This window comes from Crossiella sp. S99.2, assembly GCF_023094165.1.
GTDB lineage: Bacteria > Actinomycetota > Actinomycetes > Mycobacteriales > Pseudonocardiaceae > Crossiella.
In genome coordinates this window covers 118,359-139,830 of sequence record NZ_JALMDK010000012.1, presented here as the reverse complement: position 1 = coordinate 139,830, position 21,472 = coordinate 118,359, and the positions used below count along the sequence as shown (strand labels likewise).

Annotated in this window: 23 protein-coding genes; 7 read left to right on the top strand and 16 right to left on the bottom strand. The window is 70.8% G+C overall.

Features of this window, described 5'->3' with window-relative positions; genetic code table 11:
• Positions 1–61 precede the first annotated feature (61 nt).
• The gene (gene hisI, locus MZC64_RS36025) at positions 62–415 is read right to left on the bottom strand and encodes a phosphoribosyl-AMP cyclohydrolase (protein ID WP_247760322.1); all 354 of its coding nucleotides are present in this window, start codon (positions 413–415) and stop codon (positions 62–64) included.
• Positions 412–1,185, bottom strand: coding sequence for an imidazole glycerol phosphate synthase subunit HisF (gene hisF / locus MZC64_RS36020; RefSeq protein WP_247760323.1), 774 nt, complete (start codon positions 1,183–1,185; stop codon positions 412–414). Before hisF ends, hisI begins: the two co-directional genes overlap by 4 nt.
• A 254-nt stretch (positions 1,186–1,439) precedes the next feature.
• Between hisF and MZC64_RS36015 the strand changes: the two genes are divergently transcribed.
• Positions 1,440–1,832 carry a PPOX class F420-dependent oxidoreductase gene (locus MZC64_RS36015; protein WP_247760324.1) on the top strand — a complete coding sequence of 131 codons (393 nt, stop codon included), beginning with the start codon at positions 1,440–1,442 and terminating at the stop codon, positions 1,830–1,832.
• Here MZC64_RS36015 and priA read toward each other — a convergent pair.
• Genes priA through MZC64_RS35995 form a run of 4 tightly spaced genes read right to left on the bottom strand, consistent with a single transcriptional unit; the run spans position 1,829 to position 4,827 of the window.
• Positions 1,829–2,560, bottom strand: coding sequence for a bifunctional 1-(5-phosphoribosyl)-5-((5-phosphoribosylamino)methylideneamino)imidazole-4-carboxamide isomerase/phosphoribosylanthranilate isomerase PriA (gene priA, locus MZC64_RS36010; RefSeq protein ID WP_247760325.1), 732 nt, complete (start codon positions 2,558–2,560; stop codon positions 1,829–1,831). The two genes, MZC64_RS36015 and priA, sit on opposite strands and share 4 nt — an antisense overlap.
• A gap of 9 nt (positions 2,561–2,569) precedes the next feature.
• Complete coding sequence (gene hisH / locus MZC64_RS36005) at positions 2,570–3,202, bottom strand: imidazole glycerol phosphate synthase subunit HisH (RefSeq protein WP_247760326.1); 633 nt, start codon at positions 3,200–3,202, stop codon at positions 2,570–2,572.
• A 9-nt stretch (positions 3,203–3,211) separates the two neighbouring features.
• Positions 3,212–4,123, bottom strand: coding sequence for a transketolase family protein (locus tag MZC64_RS36000; protein WP_247760327.1), 912 nt, complete (start codon positions 4,121–4,123; stop codon positions 3,212–3,214).
• Positions 4,120–4,827 carry a transketolase gene (locus MZC64_RS35995; protein ID WP_247760328.1) on the bottom strand — a complete coding sequence of 236 codons (708 nt, stop codon included), beginning with the start codon at positions 4,825–4,827 and terminating at the stop codon, positions 4,120–4,122. Before MZC64_RS35995 ends, MZC64_RS36000 begins: the two co-directional genes overlap by 4 nt.
• A gap of 44 nt (positions 4,828–4,871) precedes the next feature.
• On the opposite strand from MZC64_RS35995, the gene soxR reads away from it, so the two are divergent.
• A complete protein-coding gene (gene soxR / locus MZC64_RS35990; protein WP_247760329.1) occupies positions 4,872–5,333 on the top strand; it encodes a redox-sensitive transcriptional activator SoxR in 462 nt (153 codons plus the stop codon).
• A gap of 37 nt (positions 5,334–5,370) precedes the next feature.
• On the top strand, positions 5,371–6,201 hold the full coding sequence (locus MZC64_RS35985) for a MerR family transcriptional regulator (protein WP_247760330.1): 831 nt from the start codon (positions 5,371–5,373) through the stop codon (positions 6,199–6,201).
• Between the two features lie 90 nt (positions 6,202–6,291).
• Here the strand turns inward: MZC64_RS35985 and MZC64_RS35980 are convergent, their stop codons facing one another.
• From MZC64_RS35980 to hisD, 4 genes are all read right to left on the bottom strand, one after another.
• Positions 6,292–6,450, bottom strand: coding sequence for a hypothetical protein (locus MZC64_RS35980; RefSeq protein WP_247760331.1), 159 nt, complete (start codon positions 6,448–6,450; stop codon positions 6,292–6,294).
• A gap of 72 nt (positions 6,451–6,522) precedes the next feature.
• Positions 6,523–7,122: an imidazoleglycerol-phosphate dehydratase HisB gene (hisB, locus tag MZC64_RS35975; RefSeq protein WP_185008500.1), complete on the bottom strand. Its 600-nt coding sequence runs from the start codon at positions 7,120–7,122 to the stop codon at positions 6,523–6,525.
• On the bottom strand, positions 7,119–8,237 hold the full coding sequence (locus tag MZC64_RS35970) for a histidinol-phosphate transaminase (protein ID WP_247760332.1): 1,119 nt from the start codon (positions 8,235–8,237) through the stop codon (positions 7,119–7,121). The genes hisB and MZC64_RS35970 overlap by 4 nt, the downstream gene beginning before the upstream one ends.
• Positions 8,234–9,556 carry a histidinol dehydrogenase gene (hisD, locus tag MZC64_RS35965; RefSeq protein ID WP_247760333.1) on the bottom strand — a complete coding sequence of 441 codons (1,323 nt, stop codon included), beginning with the start codon at positions 9,554–9,556 and terminating at the stop codon, positions 8,234–8,236. The genes MZC64_RS35970 and hisD overlap by 4 nt, the downstream gene beginning before the upstream one ends.
• A 294-nt stretch (positions 9,557–9,850) precedes the next feature.
• Here hisD and MZC64_RS35960 point away from each other — a divergent pair, with 294 nt between their 5' ends.
• The 4 genes from MZC64_RS35960 to MZC64_RS35945 all read left to right on the top strand — a co-directional run bounded on the left by MZC64_RS35960 (position 9,851) and on the right by MZC64_RS35945 (position 15,137).
• The gene (locus MZC64_RS35960) at positions 9,851–11,164 is read left to right on the top strand and encodes a M14 family zinc carboxypeptidase (protein WP_247760334.1); all 1,314 of its coding nucleotides are present in this window, start codon (positions 9,851–9,853) and stop codon (positions 11,162–11,164) included.
• Between the two features lie 167 nt (positions 11,165–11,331).
• Complete coding sequence (locus MZC64_RS35955; RefSeq protein WP_308301110.1) at positions 11,332–12,345, top strand: M14 family metallopeptidase; 1,014 nt, start codon at positions 11,332–11,334, stop codon at positions 12,343–12,345.
• Between the two features lie 123 nt (positions 12,346–12,468).
• Positions 12,469–13,764 (top strand): M14 family metallopeptidase, encoded by a 1,296-nt coding sequence (locus tag MZC64_RS35950; protein WP_374205826.1) that lies wholly within the window; start codon positions 12,469–12,471, stop codon positions 13,762–13,764.
• A gap of 266 nt (positions 13,765–14,030) precedes the next feature.
• A complete protein-coding gene (locus tag MZC64_RS35945; RefSeq protein ID WP_247797772.1) occupies positions 14,031–15,137 on the top strand; it encodes a S1 family peptidase in 1,107 nt (368 codons plus the stop codon).
• A gap of 60 nt (positions 15,138–15,197) precedes the next feature.
• Here the strand turns inward: MZC64_RS35945 and MZC64_RS35940 are convergent, their stop codons facing one another.
• From MZC64_RS35940 to MZC64_RS35915, 6 genes are read right to left on the bottom strand one after another with little or no spacing between them, the layout of a single operon-like run.
• The gene (locus tag MZC64_RS35940) at positions 15,198–16,373 is read right to left on the bottom strand and encodes an aminotransferase class V-fold PLP-dependent enzyme (protein WP_247760337.1); all 1,176 of its coding nucleotides are present in this window, start codon (positions 16,371–16,373) and stop codon (positions 15,198–15,200) included.
• The gene (locus tag MZC64_RS35935; RefSeq protein ID WP_247760338.1) at positions 16,370–17,041 is read right to left on the bottom strand and encodes an ABC transporter ATP-binding protein; all 672 of its coding nucleotides are present in this window, start codon (positions 17,039–17,041) and stop codon (positions 16,370–16,372) included. The genes MZC64_RS35940 and MZC64_RS35935 overlap by 4 nt, the downstream gene beginning before the upstream one ends.
• Positions 17,023–17,970, bottom strand: a complete 948-nt coding sequence (locus MZC64_RS35930; RefSeq protein WP_247760339.1) for an ABC transporter ATP-binding protein — start codon at positions 17,968–17,970, stop codon at positions 17,023–17,025. The genes MZC64_RS35935 and MZC64_RS35930 overlap by 19 nt, the downstream gene beginning before the upstream one ends.
• The gene (locus MZC64_RS35925; RefSeq protein WP_247760340.1) at positions 17,967–18,875 is read right to left on the bottom strand and encodes an ABC transporter permease; all 909 of its coding nucleotides are present in this window, start codon (positions 18,873–18,875) and stop codon (positions 17,967–17,969) included. The genes MZC64_RS35930 and MZC64_RS35925 overlap by 4 nt, the downstream gene beginning before the upstream one ends.
• Positions 18,868–19,863 (bottom strand): ABC transporter permease, encoded by a 996-nt coding sequence (locus tag MZC64_RS35920; RefSeq protein ID WP_247760341.1) that lies wholly within the window; start codon positions 19,861–19,863, stop codon positions 18,868–18,870. Before MZC64_RS35920 ends, MZC64_RS35925 begins: the two co-directional genes overlap by 8 nt.
• Complete coding sequence (locus MZC64_RS35915; protein WP_247760342.1) at positions 19,860–21,458, bottom strand: ABC transporter substrate-binding protein; 1,599 nt, start codon at positions 21,456–21,458, stop codon at positions 19,860–19,862. The genes MZC64_RS35920 and MZC64_RS35915 overlap by 4 nt, the downstream gene beginning before the upstream one ends.
• Positions 21,459–21,472 lie beyond the last annotated feature (14 nt).

Here is a 21,472-nt window from a genome sequence, read left to right as displayed (position 1 = left end):
GTTCCCCCCTTGATCGCTCCTCCCAGCGACCGTAGCAGCGACTCCCCTGAACAGGCCCAGCTCAGTCCTCCATTTGGCGGAGCACATCCGCGTCGAAGCAGGTCCGCTCCCCCGTGTGGCAGGCCGCGCCGACCTGGTCCACCACCAGCAACAAGGTGTCCCCGTCGCAGTCCAGCCGGACCTCGTGCACGTGCTGGGTGTGCCCCGAGGTCTCCCCCTTCACCCAGTACGACTGCCGACTCCGCGAGTAGTAGGTGGCCTTGCGGGTGGTCAGCGTGCGGTGCAGGGCCTCGTCGTCCATCCAGGCGACCATGAGCACCTCGCCGGTGCCGCGTTGCTGGGCGACCGCGCAGACCAGGCCGTCGGGGTTGCGCTTGAGGCGGGCGGCCAGGGCCGGGTCCAGGGGGCTGGTCATCGGACGGTCACCCCCGCGGCGCGCAGGGCGTCCTTGACCTCGCTGATCCGCAGCTGGCCGAAGTGGAAGACGCTGGCGGCGAGCACCGCGTCGGCGCCGGCTTGCACCGCGGGCGGGAAGTGCTCGACCGCGCCCGCGCCGCCGCTGGCGATCAGCGGCACGTCGATGACCTTGCGGACCGCGCGGATCAGTTCCAGGTCGAAGCCTGCCTTGGTGCCGTCGGCGTCCATCGAGTTGAGCAGGACCTCGCCGACGCCGAGTTCCTGGCCGCGGGCGGACCACTCGATGGCGTCGATGCCGGTGCCGGTGCGGCCACCGTGCGTGGTGACCTCGAAGCCGGACGGCGTGGGTTTGCCGCCTTCGGGCACCCGGCGGGCGTCCACGGACAGCACCACGCACTGGGCGCCGAAGCGTTCGGCGGCCTCGCGCAGCAGTGCGGGGCGGGCGATGGCGGCGGTGTTGAAGCTGACCTTGTCCGCGCCGGCCCGCAGCAGCTTGTCCACGTCCTCGACACTGCGCACGCCGCCGCCGACGGTGAGCGGGATGAACACCTGCTCGGCGGTGCGCCGGACCACGTCGTAGGTGGTCTCGCGGTTGCCCGAGGAGGCGGTGACGTCCAGGAAGGTCAGTTCGTCGGCATGTTCGGCGTCATAGGCGGTGGCCAGCGCCACCGGGTCGCCCGCGTCGACCAGGTTGGTGAAGTTGACGCCCTTGACGACCCGGCCCCGATCAACGTCCAGGCAGGGGATGACACGAACAGCGACGGACATGGGCAGTATCTTATTGGCGCGCTCCGCGCGCTGGATTTTTCGCCTCTAAGTCGCCTCGTCGTGGCCTCGCCGCACGCGAAGCAAGCTTCGGATACGTCGAGACCACGACAAGGCAACGCGAAAAATCGGTACCCCGCCGCCGGTGAAGAGCCCGCCGTGTCGCTGCGCGCCACGCCTGTTTCGCAACAAGGGGTCGCCTGGTCGAAGTGCGCGCCGTGTGGGCGGCCTGCGGTGGTGAAGCCTAGGCTGCGGCTGTGACCAGCGATCTGAGGTCGGCCAAGTACCTGCTGTTGACCACTTTCCGCCGGGACGGCACCGCGGTGGACACCCCGGTCTGGGTGGTCGCCGAGGGCGAGCTGCTCTACGCCTGGTCGAACGCGGAGGCGGGCAAGGTCAAGCGGCTGCGGCGGGACGGCACCGTGCGGGTGGCGCCGTGCACGGTGCGTGGCAGCCAGACCGGGCCCGCGGTGCCCGCGACGGCGACGCTGGTCGACGCCGAGGGCACCGCGAAGGTGGTGCGGATGATCAACAAGAAGTACGGGCTGCTCGGTCGCCTGACCACGCTGCGCGCCAAGCCGGCGGCGGGCCGGACGATCGGGATCCGGATCGAGCTGGACCCGCGGACCACACCGGACGAACTGGATTAGCCGACCGCGGCGATGGCCTCGGGCAGGGTGAACGCGCCGGCGTAGAGCGCCTTGCCGATGATCGAGCCCTCCAGGCCCAGCGGGGCCAGTTCGGCCAGGGTGACCAGGTCGGCGACGCTGGAGATGCCGCCAGAAGCGATCACCGGGGCGTCGGTGCGGGCGCAGACCTCGCGCAGCAGGTCCACGTTGGGGCCCTGCAGGGTGCCGTCCTTGCTGACGTCGGTGACCACGTAGCGCGGGCAGCCGTCGCGGTCCAGGCGGGCCAGGACCTCCCACAGGTCGCCGCCGTCGGTGGTCCAGCCGCGGCCGGCCACCCGGTGCCCTGCGGCGGTGATCCGCACATCCAGACCGACCGCGATCTTCTCGCCGTACTCGGCGATGGCCTTGGCGCACCAGACCGGGTCCTCCAGCGCGGCGGTGCCCAGGTTGACCCGGGCGCAGCCGGTGGCCAGCGCGGCCTTGAGCGAGGCGTCGTCGCGGATGCCGCCGGAGAGTTCGACCTTGACGTCCAGGCGCCCGACCACGTCCGCGACCAGTTCGCGGTTGCTGCCCCGGCCGAAGGCGGCGTCCAGGTCGACCAGGTGGATCCACTCGGCGCCGCCGTCCTGCCAGGCCAGCGCGGCCTGCCACGGCTCGCCGTAGGAGGTCTCGGTGCCTGCCTCGCCCTGGACCAGGCGGACAGCCTTGCCTTCGGCCACATCAACGGCCGGGAGCAGCGTAAACGTCACTCCACAACCCTAAACGACGGACTTGAGCCAGTTCTCCAGCAGGTGCGCCCCGGCGTCGCCGGACTTCTCCGGGTGGAACTGGGTGGCGCACAGCGGCCCGTTCTCCACCGCGGCCACGAAGTCCTCGCCGTGGTGCGCCCAGGTGACCAGCGGCTTGGGCAGCGGCGGTTCGGGGTCCAGGGTCCACTCGCGCACGCCGTAGGAGTGTACGAAGTAGAACCGGGTCTGCTCGTCCAGCCCGGCGAACAGGGTGGACCCGGCGGGCGCGCGCACGGTGTTCCAGCCCATGTGCGGCAGCACCGGGGCGGTGAGCCGCTCGACCGTGCCCGGCCACTCGCCGCAGCCCTCGGCCTCGGTGCCGTGCTCCACGCCCTTCTCGAACAGGATCTGCAGTCCGACGCAGATGCCCAGCACCGGCCTGCCGCCGGCCAGCCGCTGTCCGATGACCTTCTCGCCATGGACCTTGCGGAGTCCGGCCATGCAGGCCCCGAACGCGCCGACGCCGGGCACCACGAGCCCGTCGGCGGCCTGGGCCACCCTGGGGTCGGCGGTCACCTCGACCTGGGCGCCGACCCGGCGCAGGGCGCGTTCGGCGGAGCGGATGTTGCCGAATCCGTAGTCCAGTACAACGACGCTGGTCACCGGCACAGCCTAGCCAAGGAACTCGCGGACAGCCTTGGCGATACCGCCTGCGTCGAGTCCGTGCAGCACGTCGTGCTGTTCGGCGGTGCCGTAGGCCCGGACCTCGCTGTCCCGGCTGACGCCGAGGGAGAGCAACCGGTGCGGCTGGCGGCGCAGCGCGTCGCTGACCGGCAGTGCGGAGGTGCCGCGCAGGTAGGGCTCGACCAGCACCACATCCGGCCGGTCGACCTGCTCGATCGCGGCCCGCAGGCCCTCGCCGTCGAAGGGGCGGACGGTGGCCGCGTAGAGCACGGTCACGTCCTGGCCCTCGGTGGCGGCGAGCACGGCGTCCGCGGTGGTGCCCACGGCGAGCACGACGCCCCGGCGTCCCCGGCGCAGGGTGGTGAACCCGGGGCCCTCGGCGTAGGGCCGGGCGTTGGTGCGGGTGGACAGGCGCAGGTAGACCAGGTCGTCCCCGGCCAGCGCGGGTGCCAGCAGCGCGGGCACCTCGGCGGGGTGGCCGGGGGTGTGCACGGTCCAGCCGGGCAGGGTGTCGAACAGCGCCACGTCGCCGGGCACCTGGTGGGTGCGGCCCCACACCGGGTCGTCGTAGGAGCCGCCGATGCTGACCAGCACCGCGCCCACGTCCTGGTGCCCGAGGTCCAGTTTGATCTGCTCGAACGGCCGCTCCACCAGGAACGGGCCGTAGGTGTGCACCACCGGCCGCATCCCGGACAGGGCCAGGCCGCCGCCGACGCTGACCATGAGCTGCTCCCGGATGCCCACGTTGATCACCCGGTCCGGGTGCCGCGCGGCGGTGGACGCGAAGGCGTCCCTGGAGATCTCGGCCAGCACAACCGCGATCCGCGGATCGGTGTCCATGGCCTCGGACACGGTCTGGGCGAACACCTCGCGCATGGTGGTGGTCATCGTGCTGGTCATTCCGAACCCTCCAGTCCGATCAGGGCCTCGACCACGAGCGGACGCCCGGGGTGCGGGGTGGTGAACGCGGCGTACAGGTCCTCGTGGTCGCGCCCGTCCACGGTGCGACCGGCCCAGCCCTCCACGGTGAAGCGGTCGGCGATGCCGCCGGGCCAGCCGTGCGTGCCGGAGAAGTTGTTGACCGCCACCACGGTGAGCTGGTCCAGGCCGAGTCGCCCGGCCAGTGCGATGGCCTCGTGGTTGCTGCCTTCGTCCAGTTCGGCGTCGCCGACCAGCACGACCACCCGCACCCCGGTGCGGCCCTGGGCCCGCAGGCCGAGCACGGTGCCCACGGCCAGGGGCAGGCCGTGGCCGAGGGAGCCGCTGCTGATCTCCGCGCCGGGCACCAGGACCCGGTCCGGGTGCTGGCCCAGCGGGGAGTCGAACGCGGTCCAGTCGTCCACAACGGACTCGTCCAGGAAGCCCTTGGCGGCCAGCACCGCGTAGAAGGCCATCGGGCCGTGGCCCTTGGACAGGTAGAAACGGTCCCGGTCCGGGTCGTCCAGCCGGTCCGGGGAGACGTTGAGGACGCGGTCGTAGAGCACCCACAGCACGTCCATGGTCGAGTTGGCGGCGGCGCTGTGCTTCTCGTCGCCGGTCATCCTGGCGATCAGCGCGGGCAGCTCGGCGAAGGCCCGCGGGGTGGTTATTTCCTTCGCTGTCATGGCTCCGAGCATGTAACCTCGACCAAACTGGAGGTCAAGCGTTCATGGAAGCCCTGCCCCAATGGCTGTCGATCGGCGAGGTCGCCGAGCGCAGCGGAGTGCCCCACACCGCGCTGCGGTTCTACGAGGAGAAGCAGCTGGTCTTCTCCGAGCGGAGCGCGGGCAACCAGCGGCGATACCACCGGTCGGTGCTGCGGCGGCTGGCCTTCATCCGGGCCGCGCAACGGGTCGGCCTGACCCTGGAGGACATCCAGGGCGCCCTGGCCACCCTGCCGGAGGGCCGCAACCCGACCAAGGCGGACTGGGCCAGGCTGTCCAGCACCTGGCGGGAGGAGCTGAACGCCCGGATCGAGGCGCTGCAACTGCTCCGGGACCGGCTCACCGGCTGCATCGGCTGCGGCTGCCTCTCGCTGCGGTCCTGTTTCCTGCACAACGCCGACGACGCGATGTCCGCCTACGGCCCGGGTTCGCCCCGGCTGAAGCCGCAGGTGGAGGGCGGGCGTTGACTCTGACACGGTGTCAGGTCCTACAACGGCTCTCGTCATGTTGAGTATCGGAGACTTCGCCAGGCACGGACACGTGTCCGTCCGCATGCTGCGGCACTACGACCAGCTCGGCCTGCTCACCCCCGACCGGGTGGACCAGAGCACCGGCTACCGCTACTACCGGGTCGATCAGCTGTCCCGGTTGAACCGGGTGATCGCGTTGAAGGACCTGGGTTTCACCCTGGACCAGGTGCGCTCGATCCTGGACGAGCAGGTGGACGCGGCCGAGCTGCGCGGGATGCTGCGATTGCGCCGGACCGAGCTGGCCGCGGACATCGCGGCGGCCCGGCAGCGGCTGAACCAGGTCGAGGCGAGGCTCCGCATCATCGAGAGCGAGGGGCGCATGCCCAGCACCGACGTCGTCGTCAAGAACCTGCCCGCGGTCCGCATCGCCGAGCTGACCGGCACCGCGAGCGACTTCGCGCCCGGCAGCATCAGCCCGGTGATCGGCCCGCTGTACGACCGGCTGTTCGCGGTTCTGGACCAGGCCGGGGCGCACCCGGTGGGCCCGACCATCGCCTACTACGAGCTGCCCGAGGGCGAGGACGGCCCGATCATCATCCACGCCGGGGTCCCGGTGAACACCGAGGCCGCGCCCGGCCAGGAGTTCGCCATCGTGGACCTGCCCGAGGTGCCCCAGGCCGCCACCCTGGTGCACCACGGCTCGATGATGGAGATCGGCGGCCCGTTCCAGGCCCTGGCCAAGTGGGTGGAGACCAACGGCTACCGCCCGGCAGGCCCGTCCAGGGAGTTCTACCTGGTGGCCGGGCCGGAGCACGACCAGGCCGACTGGGTCACCGAACTGCAGCAGCCGCTCGTGCCGGCCTGACCCAGCCGACTTGGGCCAAGTCGTACGCCAACTTGGCCCAACCGGGCGTACCAGTTTGGCCAACTCGTCGGCAGGCGGGCGTGGTCACCGTCAGATCATCCAGGTGACCGCGCCCGCCGCGGCCAGGATCGCGCCCGCGAGCAGCACGAACGCGAACATCCTTGAGGTCTTCCAGGTCACGTACACCCCGCCCAGCAGGAAGCCAGCCAGCCCGAGCAGGATCAGCCACACCCAGTCCTTGAGGACCACAACACACCTTCCGGTTCCCAGCCCCCGCGGGGGCAAACGACCAGCAGGGTAGCGGAACCCGAGCCGGGTAGCTCAGAGCACGCCCTTCGTGGACGGGATTCCGGAGATCCGCGGGTCGGGTTCCACCGCCGCGCGCAGCGCCCTGGCGATGGCTTTGTACTGGGCCTCGGTGATGTGGTGCGGGTCCCGGCCGTGGATCACCCGGACGTGCAAGGCGATCCGGGCGTGGAAGGCCAGCGACTCGAACACGTGCCGGTTCAGCACGGTCGGGTAGTTGTTGCCGATGGTGAACCCGGCCAGCAGCTCCGGTTCGCCGGTGTGCACGCAGTAGGGCCGCCCGGACAGGTCGATCGCGGCGTGCGCGAGGGTCTCGTCCATCGGGATCCAGGCGTCGCCGAAGCGGCGCACGCCCGCCGCGTCGCCGATGGCCTGACGCAGGGCCTGGCCGAGCACGATCGCGGTGTCCTCGACGGTGTGGTGCGCGTCGATGTGGGTGTCGCCGGTGGCGCGCACGGTCAGGTCGAAGGCGGCGTGCGAGCCGAGCGCGTGCAGCATGTGGTCGTAGAAGGGGACACCGGTCTCGATGTCGACCTTGCCCGCCCCGTCGAGGTCGAGTTCGACCACGATCGAGGACTCCTTGGTGGTCCGCTCGACCCTGGCGATCCGGTTCACTGTGTCACCTCCACAAAGATCTCCTTGCTCGCGGCAAGGAAGGCGTCATTCTCCGCGGGCGTGCCGATGGTCACCCGCAGGTGCCCGGCGATGCCGACGTCCCTGATCAGCACCCCACGGTCCACATAGGACCGCCACGCCGCAGGCGCGTCGGCGAACTGTCCGAAGAGGACGAAGTTGGCGTCGCTGGGCACCACCCGGAATCCCAGGCCCGCCAAGGATTCCACCACGCGTTCGCGTTCGGCGATGAGCTTGTGCACCGAGTCCAGGGTGCCCTCGGCGTGCCGCAGCGCGGCGGTGGCGGCGGCCTGGGTGAGCGTGGACAGGTGGTAGGGCAGCCGGACCAGCAGCAGCGCGTCCACCACGGCGGGCGCGGCGGCCAGGTAGCCGAGGCGGCCACCGGCGAAGGCGAATGCCTTGCTCATGGTGCGGGTGACGATGAGCTTGCCGCCGAACTCGGCCAGCAGCCCGATCGCGCTCTCCCGCGCGGAGAACTCGGCGTAGGCCTCGTCCACCACCACGATCCCGGGCGCGGCCTCGATCAGCCTGCGCAGGTCCGCCGCCGGGATGGAGCCGCCGGTGGGATTGTTGGGGCTGGTCAGGAACACCACGTCCGGCGCGCGTTCGGCGATGACCGCGGCCGCGGCGTCCGGGTCCAGGGTGAAGTCGGCCCGGCGCGGGGTGGGCAGCCAGTCGGTGCGGGTGCCCGCGGCGATGATCGGGTGCATCGAGTAGGAGGGCTCGAAGCCGACCGCGGTGCGGCCCGGTCCGCCGAAGGCCTGCAGGATCTGTTGCAGGATCTCGTTGGATCCGTTGGCCGCCCACAGGTTCGCGGTGCCGAGGCCGACGCCGGTGGCCGTGCTGAGGTAGGCGGACAGGGCGGTGCGCAGTTCGACCGCGTCCCGGTCCGGGTAGCGGTGCAGGGTTTCCGCCGCCGCGCGGGCCGCCCTGGCCACGTCCTCGATGAGTTCGGGCGGCGGCGGGTACGGGTTCTCGTTGGTGTTGAGCCGGACCGGCACGTCCAGCTGCGGCGCCCCGTAGGGCGAGCGACCGCGCAGATCCGCCCGCAGCGGCAGCTCGTCCAGGCGCACCCCGGCGCCGATGATCTCGCTCATGACGCGCCGCCGAAGCGGGCGGTGACGGCCTGGCCGTGCGCGGGCAGGTCCTCGGCGTCGGCCAGCGCGACCACCGCGGCGGCGACCTCGCGCAGGGCCTGCTCGCTGTAGTCGATGACGTGGATGCCGCGTAGGAAGGTCTGCACGCTCAGCCCGGAGGAGTGCCGGGCGCAGCCGCCGGTGGGCAGCACGTGGTTGGACCCGGCGCAGTAGTCGCCGAGGGAGACCGGCGCGTAGGCCCCGACGAAGATCGCCCCGGCGTTGCGCACCCTGGCCGCCACCGCCGCCGCGTCCACGGTCTGGATCTCCAGGTGCTCGGCCGCATAGGCGTCCACCACCCGCAGGCCGTCGTCCACAGTGGACACCAGCACGCAGCCGGACTGCGGGCCGCCCAGGGCGATCCGGATCCGTTCGGTGTGCTTGGTCGCGGCCACCTGGCGGACGAGTTCGGCGTCCACCGCCTCGGCCAGCTCCACCGAGGTGGTGACCAGCACGCTGGCGGCCAGGGTGTCGTGCTCGGCCTGGCTGATCAGGTCCGCGGCCACATGCGCCGGGTCGGCGGTCTCGTCGGCCAGCACCGCGATCTCGGTCGGCCCGGCCTCGGAGTCGATGCCGACCAGCCCGCGCAGCAGCCGCTTGGCCGCGGTCACGTACACGTTGCCCGGCCCGGTGATCAGGTCCACCGGCGTCAGCTCGGACCCATCGGTGTCGGTGCCGCCGTACGCGGCCAGCGCGATCGCCTGCGCCCCGCCGACCGCCCACACCTCGGTGACCCCGAGCAGCGCGCAGGCGGCCAGGATCGCCGGGTGCGGCAGCCCGCCGAACTCCGCCTGCGGCGGCGAGCACACCACCAGCGACTCCACCCCGGCCTGCTGGGCGGGCACCACGTTCATGATCACGCTGGACGGGTAGACGGCGAGCCCGCCGGGCACGTACAGCCCGACCCGGCCGACCGGCACCCAGCGCTCGGTCACGGTGCCGCCGGGCACCACCTGGGTGGTCTTGTCCACCCGCCGCTGATCGGCGTGCACCAGGGTGGCCCGCCGGATCGACTCCTCCAGCGCCGCGCGCACCGCCGGGTCCAGCGCGGTCAGGGACTCGCCGAGCTTCTCGACCGGCACCCGGATGGCGGCGGGGCGGACCCCGTCGAAGCGTTCGGTGTACTCCAGCGCCGCGGTCACCCCACTCGCGCGCACCGCCTCCACCACCGGCCGGACCTGATGCAGGACCGCATCCACGTCGACCTCGGCGCGCGGCAGGGTGGCGCGCAGCTCGGCGGCGGAGGGGACTCGACCTCGGAGGTCGGTGCGGCGCAGCATCGTGGTTCCTCGTGGTAGACGGTTTACGCAGGTACCCAGCCTAATCGGTCCGCGCGCGGGCCTGGTCCGGTGGTGCGCGTAATCACGGCTCGCCCGGCCCGCGCTGAATCCATTCCGGCCGGCGGCCCGTCCCGACGGAAATCATCCCGCCCGCCGCGGTGCCGCCGCGGACCGGCCGCGACCCGTCACCGGGGCAAAACTGGTGAACAATCCCGCCGAGGGGCGGGTTGTCCACACACCCGCGGCTACCTGACGCTGAAGTCTCATCACGCTCCGTCAAAGATCGGAGGCACGATGTTGACCAGACGTCGCACCCTGCTGGCGACGGCAACCGCGGCCTGCGCGGCGCTCCTGCTGGCGACCCCGATGACGACCAGCGCCACCACGCCCAGTCCCGCCGAGAGCACCGCGGCGGCCGAGGCCGCGCACGCGGCCAAGGCGATCTATCTCGTGCACAAGGTCGGCACCCCGGAACTCCGCAGCGCGGTGGCCCGGACCGGCATCGACGTCATGGGCGCCGACGGGGACGTGATGAGCGTCCGGGCGAGTGAGGCCGAGGTGCGGGTGCTGCGCGCCAAGGGCTTCGAGGTGGAGTTCCGGGCCGCGGGCGAGCACGGGGACCGCAGCCACGGTGATCTCGGGATCGCCGACTTCCCGCCGGCCGACGCGGCCTATCACAACTTCGCGGAGGTCACCGCGGAGCTGCGCAAGGCCGAGGCGGACCACTCGGGCATCGCGCAACTGCGCAGCATCGGCAAGTCGCACGAGAACCGCGACCTGTGGATGATCAAGATCAGCGACAACGTGGCTGCCGACGAGAACGAGCCCGAGGTCCTGTTCAACTGCAACCAGCACGCCCGCGAGCACCTCACCGTGGAGATGTGCCTGCGGATCGTGAACCGGTTCACCGACGGCTACACCACCGATCCGGCGATCAAGTCCTTTGTGGACAGCCGGGAGATCTGGGTGATCCCCAGCGTCAACCCGGACGGCTCCGAGTACGACGTGGCCACCGGCTCCTACCGCTCCTGGCGGAAGAACCGGCAGGCCCCCGCCGGCACCGATCTCAACCGGAACTGGGACTACAACTGGGGCTGCTGCGGCGGTTCCAGCGGCAGCACCTCCAGTGACACCTACCGCGGCCCGTCGGCCTTCTCCGCGCCGGAGACCGCGCGGCTGCGGGACTTCGTGAACTCCCGGGTGGTCGGCGGCAAGCAGCAGATCACCGCCAACATCGACTTCCACACCTTCTCCGAGCTGGTGCTCTGGCCCTACGGCTACACCACCGCGGACACCGGTCCCGGCCTGACCGCCGACGACGCCCGCACCTTCCAGACCCTGGGCAGGCAGATGGCGGCGACCAACAACTACAAGCCGCAGCAGTCCAGCGACCTCTACATCACCGACGGCAGCAGCATCGACTGGATGTGGGGCAGGCACAAGATCTGGTCCTACACCTTCGAGATGTTCCCGAGTTCGATCTGGGGCGGCGGCTTCTACCCACCCGATGAGGTGATCAACCGGGAGACCAGCCGCAACGACCGGGCGGTCGACCTCATGCTGACCTACGCCGACTGCGTGCCGCGCGTGATCGGCAAGACCTGCTGACCCGCTGACCGAGTCCGGTCCGGCCGTCCCACACCGTGGTGGGCGGCCGGATTCGGCATATCCGTTACACCTTTCCCTGCCACCGCAACGAAGAAGGACACATGTCGCGCAGACGTCTCTCCCGAGGACTCGCCGTCGCACTGGGCGCCGCCCTCGCCCTGGGCACGATGATCCCGTTGTCCGCCACCGCCAAGCCGGCCGCCCCGGCCGGGATCATGGACTTCCCGCCGGCGGACTCCGGCTACCACAACTTCACCGAGCTGGGCGCCGAGCTGCGCAAGATCGGCACCGATCACCCCGGACTGGCCGCCACCACCAGCATCGGCAAATCGCACGAGAACCGCGACCTGTGGCTGACCAAGATCAGCGACAACGTGGGCACGGACGAGAACGAGCCCGAGGTGCTGTTCACCTGTAGCCAGCACGCGCGGGAGCACCTGACGGTGGAGATGTGCCTGCGCATCATCAACCGGCTCACCGACGGCTACGCCACCGACCCGGCGATCAAGAATTTCGTGGACACCAGGGAGATCTGGGTCGCCTCCAACGTGAACCCGGACGGCTCCGAGTACGACATCGCCACCGGCTCCTACCGGTCCTGGCGGAAGAACCGCCAGCCCAACGCCGGCGGCACCTTCGGCACCGACCTCAACCGCAACTGGGGCTACAAGTGGGGCTGCTGCGGCGGTTCCAGCGGGTCCGGCGGCAGCGACACCTACCGGGGCGCCGCGGCCTTCTCCGCACCGGAGACCAAGGCGGTCAGCAACTTCGTCAACTCCAGGGTGGTCGGCGGCAGGCAGCAGATCACCACGCACATCGACTGGCACACCTACGGTGAGCTGATCATGTGGCCGTTCGGCTACACCAAGGACGACACCGCGCCCGGCCTCAACGCCGCCGAACTCAAGGCGTTCAAGGAACTCGGCACCCAGATGGCGGCCACCAACGGGTACAAGCCGCAGCAGGCCAGCGATCTCTACATCACCGACGGCGGGGTCCGGGACTGGATGTGGGGCCAGCACAAGATCTGGAGCTTCACCTTCGAGATGTTCGGCGGCCAGTACGGCTTCTACCCGCCGGATGAGCTGATCGGCCGGGAGACCACCCGCAACGACAAGGCCGTCGACCTGATCCTGACCTACGCCGACTGCGTGCCGCGCATCGTCGGCGGCACCTGCTGATCGTTCCCGCCGGTGCGGGGACGTTCGGACAACTCGGACACCGACTTCCGACGGGTTGCCGAGCCCTTGCCCCGCAACCACTCTCGACTCACCCCTGCGTACGTTGTCAGAAACGGAGCCACCATGTTGCGGATCCGCCGCAGAGTCGCGACCGCGGTCGCGGCCGCCGGTCTCGCCCTGCTCCTCCCGCTCGGCTCGGTCAGCGCGCCACCCGCGCAGGCCGCCGCCCCTGGTGATGTGGTGTACGAGATCGGCGGCACACACACCGCCGACGCGCGCACCGAAGTCGCGAACACCGGCGTGGACGTGATTTCCGCGCAGCACGGCAAGATGACCGTGGCCGCCAACGCCGAACAGGCCAAAGCCCTGCGCGCCAAGGGCTTCAGCCTCACCTCGCAGGGCACGGTCGAGGAGCAGCTGAAGGCCCTCACCCCGGGCCGCAGCGGTGATCTCGGGGTCGCCGACTTCCCGTCGGGCTACGCCGGGTACCACAACTACGCGGAGATGACCGCGAACATCCGCAAGGCGCAGACGGATCACCCCTCGATCGCGCAACTGCGCAGCATCGGCAAGTCGCACGAGGGCCGCGACCTGTGGATGATCAAGATCAGCGACAACGTGGCCACCGACGAGAACGAGCCCGAGGTCCTGTTCAACTGCAACCTGCACGCCCGCGAGCACCTGACCGTGGAGATGTGCCTGCAGATCGTCAACCGGTTCACCGACAACTACGCGAGCAACCCGACGATCAAGAACTTCGTGGACACCAGGGAGATCTGGGTGATCCCCAGCGTCAACCCCGATGGCGCGGAGTACGACATCGCCTCCGGCAGCTTCCGCAGCTGGCGCAAGAACCGGCAGGGCCAGGGCACCGACCCCAACCGCAACTGGGGCTACAAGTGGGGCTGCTGCGGCGGTTCCAGCGGTTCGCCGAGCAGTGAGACCTACCGCGGCCCGTCCGCGTTCTCCGCGCCGGAGACCAGGGCGCTGAGCAACTTCGTCAACTCCCGGGTGGTCGGCGGCAAGCAGCAGATCACCGCCAACATCGACTTCCACACCTACGGCGAACTGGTGCTGTGGCCCTTCGGCTGGACCAAGGCCGACACCGCACCCGGTCTCAACGCCGACGAGGCCCGGACCTTCCAGACCCTGGGCAGGCAGATGGCGGCGACCAACAACTACAAACCGGAGCAGGGCAGCGACCTCTACGTCACCGACGGCGACATCACCGACTGGATGTGGGGGCAACACAAGATCTGGTCCTACACCTTCGAGATGTACGGCGGCGGCCCCGGCATCGGCGGCTTCTACCCGAATGACACCGTGATCAATCGTGAGACTGCTCGCAACGACCGCGCGGTGGACCTCATGCTGTCCTATGCGGACTGTGTGCCGCGGGTGATCGGCAAGACCTGCTGATCTCCTGAACCGCGGAAACCCCAGCGGAACCCCTGGTCGCCACCGTTCTCCGGCGACCGGGGGTTCTTTCCTTTGTGGAGCGTCCGACCGCAAGTTCTCCTTTAAACAGAATGGCCGCCTTCAATACTGCTGTGGCACCAATACGATCGGACCTGCCAACGTTTGCGGCAGGTTCCATACCGTTCATCTCACGGACAACGAAGAAGCTCTCCGCCGGTTGTCCAGCGTGGTCCCCCTGTAACCACTGCACTGGAGAAACCCTGATGATGAACGCACGCACGAAAATCGTGACCTCCGCACTCGCGCTCGCGGTCGGTGCGACCGTGGCGGCCACCCTGCCGGCCGCCGCCGAGTCCTCCCCCCTGCTGAACCAGGGGATGCTGGAGGCCATGCAGCACGACCTCGGCCTCACCGCTGACCAGGCGGTACAGCGGGTCGCCGCCGAAGCCAAGGCGGGCACGGTCGAGCAGAGCCTGCGCAGCGCGCTGGCCGACTCCTTCGGTGGCGCGCACTTCGCGGCGGGCCAGGCGAAACTCGTCGTCGGCGTGACGGAGGAGGCCAAGGCCGCCGAGGTCCGCGCGGCGGGCGCCGAGCCGAAGTTCGTGGCGCACAGCGCGAACAAGCTGGACTCGGTCGTCTCCCGGCTCAACCAGGACAAGGCGCCCGCGGACGTCTCCGGCTGGTACGTGGACGTGGCCAACAACCGCGTCGTGGTCAACGTGCAGCCCGGCCAGGCCGCCAAGGCCGCCGACTTCGTGGCCAAGACGGGCGTGGACCGCGGCGCGGTCTCCGTGGTCGAGGCGGCGGCGAAGAACGAGCCGCTCTACGACGTCCGCGGTGGCGACGCCTACTACATGGGCGGCCGTTGCTCGGTCGGCTTCTCGGTGCAGGGCGGGTTCGTCACCGCCGGGCACTGCGGCCAGACCGGCACCGCGACCCAGGGCTTCAACCAGGTCGCGCAGGGCACCTTCCGCGGTTCTTCCTTCCCCGGCAACGACTACGCCTGGGTAGCGGTGAACTCGAACTGGACCCCGCAGGGTGTGGTGAACAACTACAGCGGCGGCACCGTCCGGGTCTCGGGCTCCACTGAGGCCGCGGTGGGCGCCTCGATCTGCAAGTCGGGTTCGACCACCAGCTGGACCTGCGGCTCGGTGCAGGCCAAGAACCAGACGGTGAACTACCAGCAGGGCGCCGTCACCGGTCTGACCCGCACCAACGCCCGCGCCGACCGCGGTGACTCGGGTGGGTCGTTCATCTCCGGCAACCAGGCCCAGGGTGTCACCTCCGGTGGCGACCTGGCCGCGGGCATCATCTACTTCCAGCCGGTGAACGAGATCCTGGGCGCCTACAGCCTGCGCCTGGTGACCAGCTGAGGTAAGCAAGCCTGAACCCGCGGGGCCACCGTCCACTTCGGACGGTGGCCCCGCGTTCGTTCAGCCGGTGAGGGCGGCGACGGCGGCCACGAACCGGGTGAGCTGGGCGTGGCTGACGAAGTAGTGCGGCGAGGCCCGGATCACCTGGCGCAGCCCGCGCGCGGTCATGTCCAGCAGCGCCCCGGTGGGTCCGCCGACGGACAGGGTGATGTTCTTGGCCAGCAAGGCTTTCTTGACGTCCATGCCGTCCATCCCGGCCAGGCTGAAGCTGACGATCCCGCCCCGTTCGGTGCCCAGGTCGTGCACGGTGACCCCGGCCAGTGCGGACAGTTCGGCGCGCAGCAGTTCGGCGCGTTCGACCACGGCGGCCTGGATGTGGTCGATGCCCAGCTCCTCGGCGTAGCGCAGGGCCGCGATCAGGCCGAGCCGGTCGGCCACCGAGTATTCCCACAGCTCGTGCACGCGGGCGTCCGGGCGCAGGGTCCACTGGCCGAGCCCGGTCCAGTCGGCCGAGTGCTGGTCGATCAGCGGCGGCCGGAGCCGGTGCGCGGCAACGGGGTTGACGATGAGCAGGCCGGTGCCGCGTGGTCCGCGCAGCCATTTGCGGCCGGTGACCGAGATCAGGTCCGCGCCCAGTTCGTCCAGGCGCACCCGCCGCTGCCCTGCGGTCTGGCAGGCATCGAGGAGCGTGAGCGCGCCGACCTCGTGCGCGGCGTCGATGATCTCCTTGGCCGGGTTGACCAGGCCGCCGTTGGTGGGCATGTGCACCACCGAGACCAGCTTGACCCGCTCGTCCAGGAGTTCTTTCAGCGTGCGCAGGCAGATCGAGCCGTCCGCGGCGCTGGGCGCCAGTTCGACGGTGGCGCCGACCTCCTCGGCCCGCTGCATCAGCCCGATCGCGTTGCTGCCGTATTCGACCTGGCTGACCAGGATCCGGTCGCCCGCGGCCAGTGGCACCGCGGACATGCCGAGCAGCCAGGACCGGGTGGCGCTGTCGGTGAAGGCGATATCGGTTGGCGCGCAACCGAAGAAGTCCGCGGCGACCTGGTATCCGGCGTCCAGGTCCGCGCCCCGTTCGGCCGCCGCCCGGTAGCCGCCGACCTCCGCTTCCCGTTTCAGGTGGCCGAGCACCTCGGTCAGCACCGGTTCGGGTGGCAGCGAACTTCCCGCGCTGTCCAGGAAAACCTGCTCCAGACAGCCTGGCGTGTCCGCGCGAACGCGGTCGAGATCGATCACTGTTCCTCCCCTGTCGGCTGCCACCGCACCACCCGGTCCGCCCACACTGACAGCAGCGGTTCGTCGTGGCTGATCGCCAGCACCCCGGTGCCGGTGGAGTTGCTGTGGTCGGCCACCACGCCGACCAGCGCGGCGGTGGTGGAGGCGTCCAGCATCGCGGTCATCTCGTCGCAGACCAGGTACCGCGGTTCCAGGGCGAGCGCCCTGGCCAGGCAGGCCCGTTGCAGTTGCCCGTCGCTGACCTCGTGCGGCCGTCTGCGCAGCAGTTCCGCGGTGAGCCCGACCTGGTCGGTCAGCTCGGCCACCCGCTCGTCCACCGGGTGTTTCCCGTTGGCGCGCAAGGGTTCGGCCACGATCTGATGCAGGGTGAAGCGCGGGTCCACGCTGAGCCGGGGCTGCTGGAAGACCACCCCGATCGCGGTCCGCTGGGCCCGCGGCGCGGCGTGCCGGAACCCGCGCACCGGCTCGCCGTCCACGCTGACCTGCCCGGCCCACGGCGCCATCAGCAAGGTCAGCACCCGAGCCAGGGTCGATTTCCCACACCCGCTGGGCCCGGCGAGTCCGACGACTTCACCCCGCGCGATCTGAATGTCCACTTCGGACAGCACGGGCACCCCGCTGCGATATCCGGCGATCAGGCCGGTCCCGCTCAGCACGGTTGCCCGCACGCGAGGTAGCGATCCCCGTGCCGCACCAGCTCCGGGTTCCCGCCGCAGTCCGCGGCGACCGGGCAGCGCGGCCGGAACGCGCAGCCCTCGGGCAGCGCGGTCAGCTCCGGCGGATGTCCGGGGATAGCCCGGAATCCGCCGGTCGGCAACGCTCCGAGCAGCCCTTCGGTGTAGGGATGCCAAGGCGTGTCGAAGAGTTCGGCCGCCGGGCCGCGTTCCACCAGTCTGCTCGCGTACATCACCGCGAGGTCGGTGGCCACCCGGCTGGCCGCGGCCAGGTCGTGCGTGATCAGCAGCACCGCCCGGCCCTCCTCGGCCAGCCCGGCCAGGAGGTCCACGGTCCGCTCGACCAGGGGGCGGTCCAGTCCAGCGGTCGGCTCGTCGGCCAGCACCACCGGCGGATCCCCGGCCAGTGCGAGGGCGACCGCGACGCGTTGCGCGGTGCCGCCGGACAGCTCATGCGGATACCGTTGCAGGAACACCGGATCCAGTCCGACCCGCTCGGCCAGGCCCTCCGCGATCCAGTGCGGGTCCCGTTCCGCGGGCCGCAGCACCCGCACCGCCTCGACCAGCTGCGACCCGGCGGTGCGCACCGGTGTCAGGTGCGCGGCCGCCGACTGCGGCACCAGCCCCACCAGTCGCCCGCGCACCCGTTGCGACAGCACGCTTTCCGGCGCGCTCACCAGTTCGACCGGCTCCTGATCCGGAGTCGCCAGCACCGCCTCGCCACGCAGGATCGCGTTGCCCGGCAACAAGCCCAGCAATGCCGAGGCCAGCACCGACTTGCCGCACCCGCTCTCCCCCACCAGCGCGAGCAATTCGCCGGGGGCCAGCGCGAAGGAGACGTCGGTGACCGCGTGCACCTCGGGCCTACCGCGGCCGAGCCGGAACCGCACGGACAGCTCACGCACATCCAGCAGGGGGCTCACAGCGCCAGCTCCGATCGTCGACGCGGCACCAGTCGGTCCCGCCACACCGCGGCCACCCCGGAGACCGCCAGCGTGGCCACCACCAGCACCACCGAGGGCAGGGCCACGATCCACCAGGCGCCCAGCAGCACGGCCTGCCTGCCCTCGGTGAGGATGTTGCCGATACTGGCCAGGTGCGGCGGCAGGCCGAGGCCGAGGAAGCTCAGCGCGGTCTCGTGCCACACCGCGTGCGGCAGCAACAGCACCGCGGACACCGCCGCCTGCGGCACCACCGCGGGCAACAGGTGCCGCCGCAGCACCCGCCAGCGCGAGGATCCGCCGGAAATCGCCGCGTCCACAAACGGCCGCTGCCGCAACGAAAGCACCTCGGCGCGCACGATCCGGGCCACCGTGGTCCAGTGCGTGAGCGCGATCGAGGCGACCACGGCGGTCAGGCTGCCCCGGTAGAGCGCGACGATCACGATGCCCAGCAACAGGTGCGGCACCGCGTTGACGGTGTCCACCAGGCGCATCAGCAACCGGTCCGGCCAGCCGCCGACCAGTCCGGACAGTCCGCCGATGAGCACCCCGAGCACGGTGGACAGCACCGCGCACAGCGCCGCCACGAGCAGCGAGACCCGCAGTCCGGCGAAGGTCCGCAGCAGCAGGTCCCGCCCGCCGCCGTCGGTGCCGAAGGGGTGCTCGGCACTGGGGCCCAGCCGGATCGAGTGATAGTCCACAACGGACTCGTCCAGTCCGCCCAGCCAGGGCAACAGGATCGCGCCCAGCACCAGCCCCAGCATGGTGCCCAGGCCCAGCCACAGCCGCAGCCGGGCCCGTCCCGCCGCACCCTTGCCCCGCGGCGTCCCGGCCCGTTTGCGCGCGGCCGACCGCCATTCCCGTTCCAGCACTGGACGTTCAGCCATCGGTGGCCACCCTCGGGTCCAGCAGCGCGGCGGCCACATCGGCCAGCAGCGAGCCGATCAGCACCGCCGCGGTGGCCAGCAACGACAACGCGACCAGCAGCGGGAAGTCCACCGCCAGCGCCGATTTCACCACCGCCCCGGCCACTCCCGGCCAGGAGAAGACCTCCTCGACCAGCACCGCCCCGGTCACCAGTTCCGGCACCCGCGCCCCGAGCAGGGTCACGAACGGCAGCAACGCGGTCGGCAGCGCGTGCCGCAGCACCACCATCGACTCGCCCAGCCCACGCGCCCGCGCACCGGTCACGTGGTCCTCGGCCAGCACGGTCAGCAGCGACTGCCGGATGTGCAGGATCAGCCACGGTGACTGCGACACCCCGAGCACCACCGCGGGCAGCACCAGATGCGCGGCCACCTGAGCAAAACTCGCCTCCGCACCCGCGTCGGTGAGCCCGCCGCCGGGCAGCCAGCCCAGGCCGAGGGTGAACACCGCCACCGCGACCAGGCCCAGCACGAACGGCGGAATCCCTTCCAGCGCATGACCGGTCGCGGTCACCGTCCGGTCCAGCCAGCCACCCTGCCGCCAGGCCGCGAGCACCCCGAACACCAGCGCGATCAGCACCGCCAGCAGCAGACCGGCGGTGACCAGCAGCAGGGTCCAGGGCAGTCGTTCGGCGATCACCTCGGCCACCGGCTGCCGGAAGGACCGGCTGGCGCCGAGATCCCCGCTCAGCAGGGTGCCGACCCACCGTCCGAATTGGACGAACACCGAATCGTCGAGCCCGAGCTGGGCTCGTGCCCTGGCCACATCCTCCGCGCCGGCGCCGAAGATCTGCACCCCGTAGTACTGATACACCGGGTCGAACGGGGAGGCGGCGCCGAGCAGGAACACCGCGACCGCGACCACCAGCAGCACCGGGATCGCGAAGGCCAGCCTGCGCAGGGCGAGCAGCCCGATGGCCCGGGCCCGGCTGGGCGCGCCGGCGCTCACCCCTGTGGTGTCCAGTCCTGGAGGTTCCACCACGGGCCCCAGGTGAGGCCGTGCGTGTGCGGGTCCACCACTTCCTGGTAGCCGGTCCAGCCCTCGCGCACCACGTAGGTGTGGTCCAGGAAGGCCAGGAACACCATGCCGGGGTCGGCGGCGTAGGCACGCTGGAACTCCCGGTACTGCGCCACCCGCTGGGCCGGATCGGCCTCGCGGCGACCGGCTTCCAGGGCGCGGTCCACGGCCGGATTCGAGTAGCGGCCCGGGTTGTTGAAGCCGTCGCCGCCGAAACTGCTGTGCAGCAACGGGTAGGACTTCAGGTCCGGGTCGAACGGGTTGCCGCCGCCCAGCACCAGGGCGTCCCGGCCCATCCGCGGCTCGATCGCCTCCCAGCCCAGACCCTCCAGCTTGACCTCGACGCCGACCGCCTTGGCGTCGGAGGCGAATGCCTGCGCGAGGTCCTTGCGCACCGCGTCGCCCACCGGGTACATCAGCGTGAAGCTCGCCGCGAGGTCGCCACGGGCGCGCATTCCGTTGTCCCGCTTGACCCAGCCGGTCTGGTCCAGGATCCGCTCGGCCTCGGGCCGGTCGAACCGGAACTGCGCGGCGGGCTCGACGAACTCCGGCAGCGCCTGCGGGATCGGCGTGGACGCGGGCGCGCCCTTGCCCGCCAGGAAGGCGTTGATCATGCCCTGCCGGTCCACCGCGTGGTTGAGCGCCAGCCGCAGGCCCTTGTCCGCGGTGACCGGGTTGGCCATCGGCATGGTGACCGTGCGGTAGTCCGCGCTGCGGTGGGTGATCTGCCGGTAGCCGTTGCCCTCGAAGGTCTTGGCCAGCGCGGGCGGCAGCGCGGTGCCGTCGAACTCCCCGGCCTTCATCCGCTGGGCGCGCGCGTTGTCGTCGGTGGCGAAGACCACGGTGACCTTGCGGACCTTGGGCACCCGCTCGAAGTAGGCGTCGTTGGCGGCCAGCACCATCTTCTCGCCCTTGCGCCACTCCTCCAGCTTGTACGGGCCGGTGCCGACCGGCTTGGCGCCGAAGGGGTTCTTGTCCAGCGGACCGGGCTGGGCGAGGGCCTCGTTCGGCACGATGCCGAGCACCAGCTTGTGCGCGAACGGGGTGTAGGGGTAGGCGAGGTCGAACCGCACGGTCTCCGGGTCGACCTGCACGACACCGGTGAGCATGCCGAAGGAGGACTTCACGGTCGAGGCGTAGGCCGGGTCGAGCACCGCGCGGTAGGTGGCCACCACGTCCTCGGCGGTGAACGGGGTGCCGTCGTGGAACTTGATCCCGGCGCGCAGCTTCACCGTCCAGGATTTTCCGTCCGGTCCGGGCTTGGGCAGGTCCGCGGCCAGCACCGGGCGTACCGAGCGGTCCGCCTGGTGCTCCACCAGGCCGTCGAAGAGCTTGGACACGCCTTCCTCGCCGTAGCCGAGCAGCGGGTTGAGGCTTTCCGGCTCGTAGCCGTCGGCGAGGGTCATCGCGGTGCGGTCCGTGCCCGCCTTGCGGTCGGGCGCCGCCGTCGGCGTGGTGCAGGCGGCGGCGACCGCGACCGATGCGATCATGGTGGGCAGCAGGAGGGCAACCTGTCGGCGCTTCACGCCGCAGACCCTAG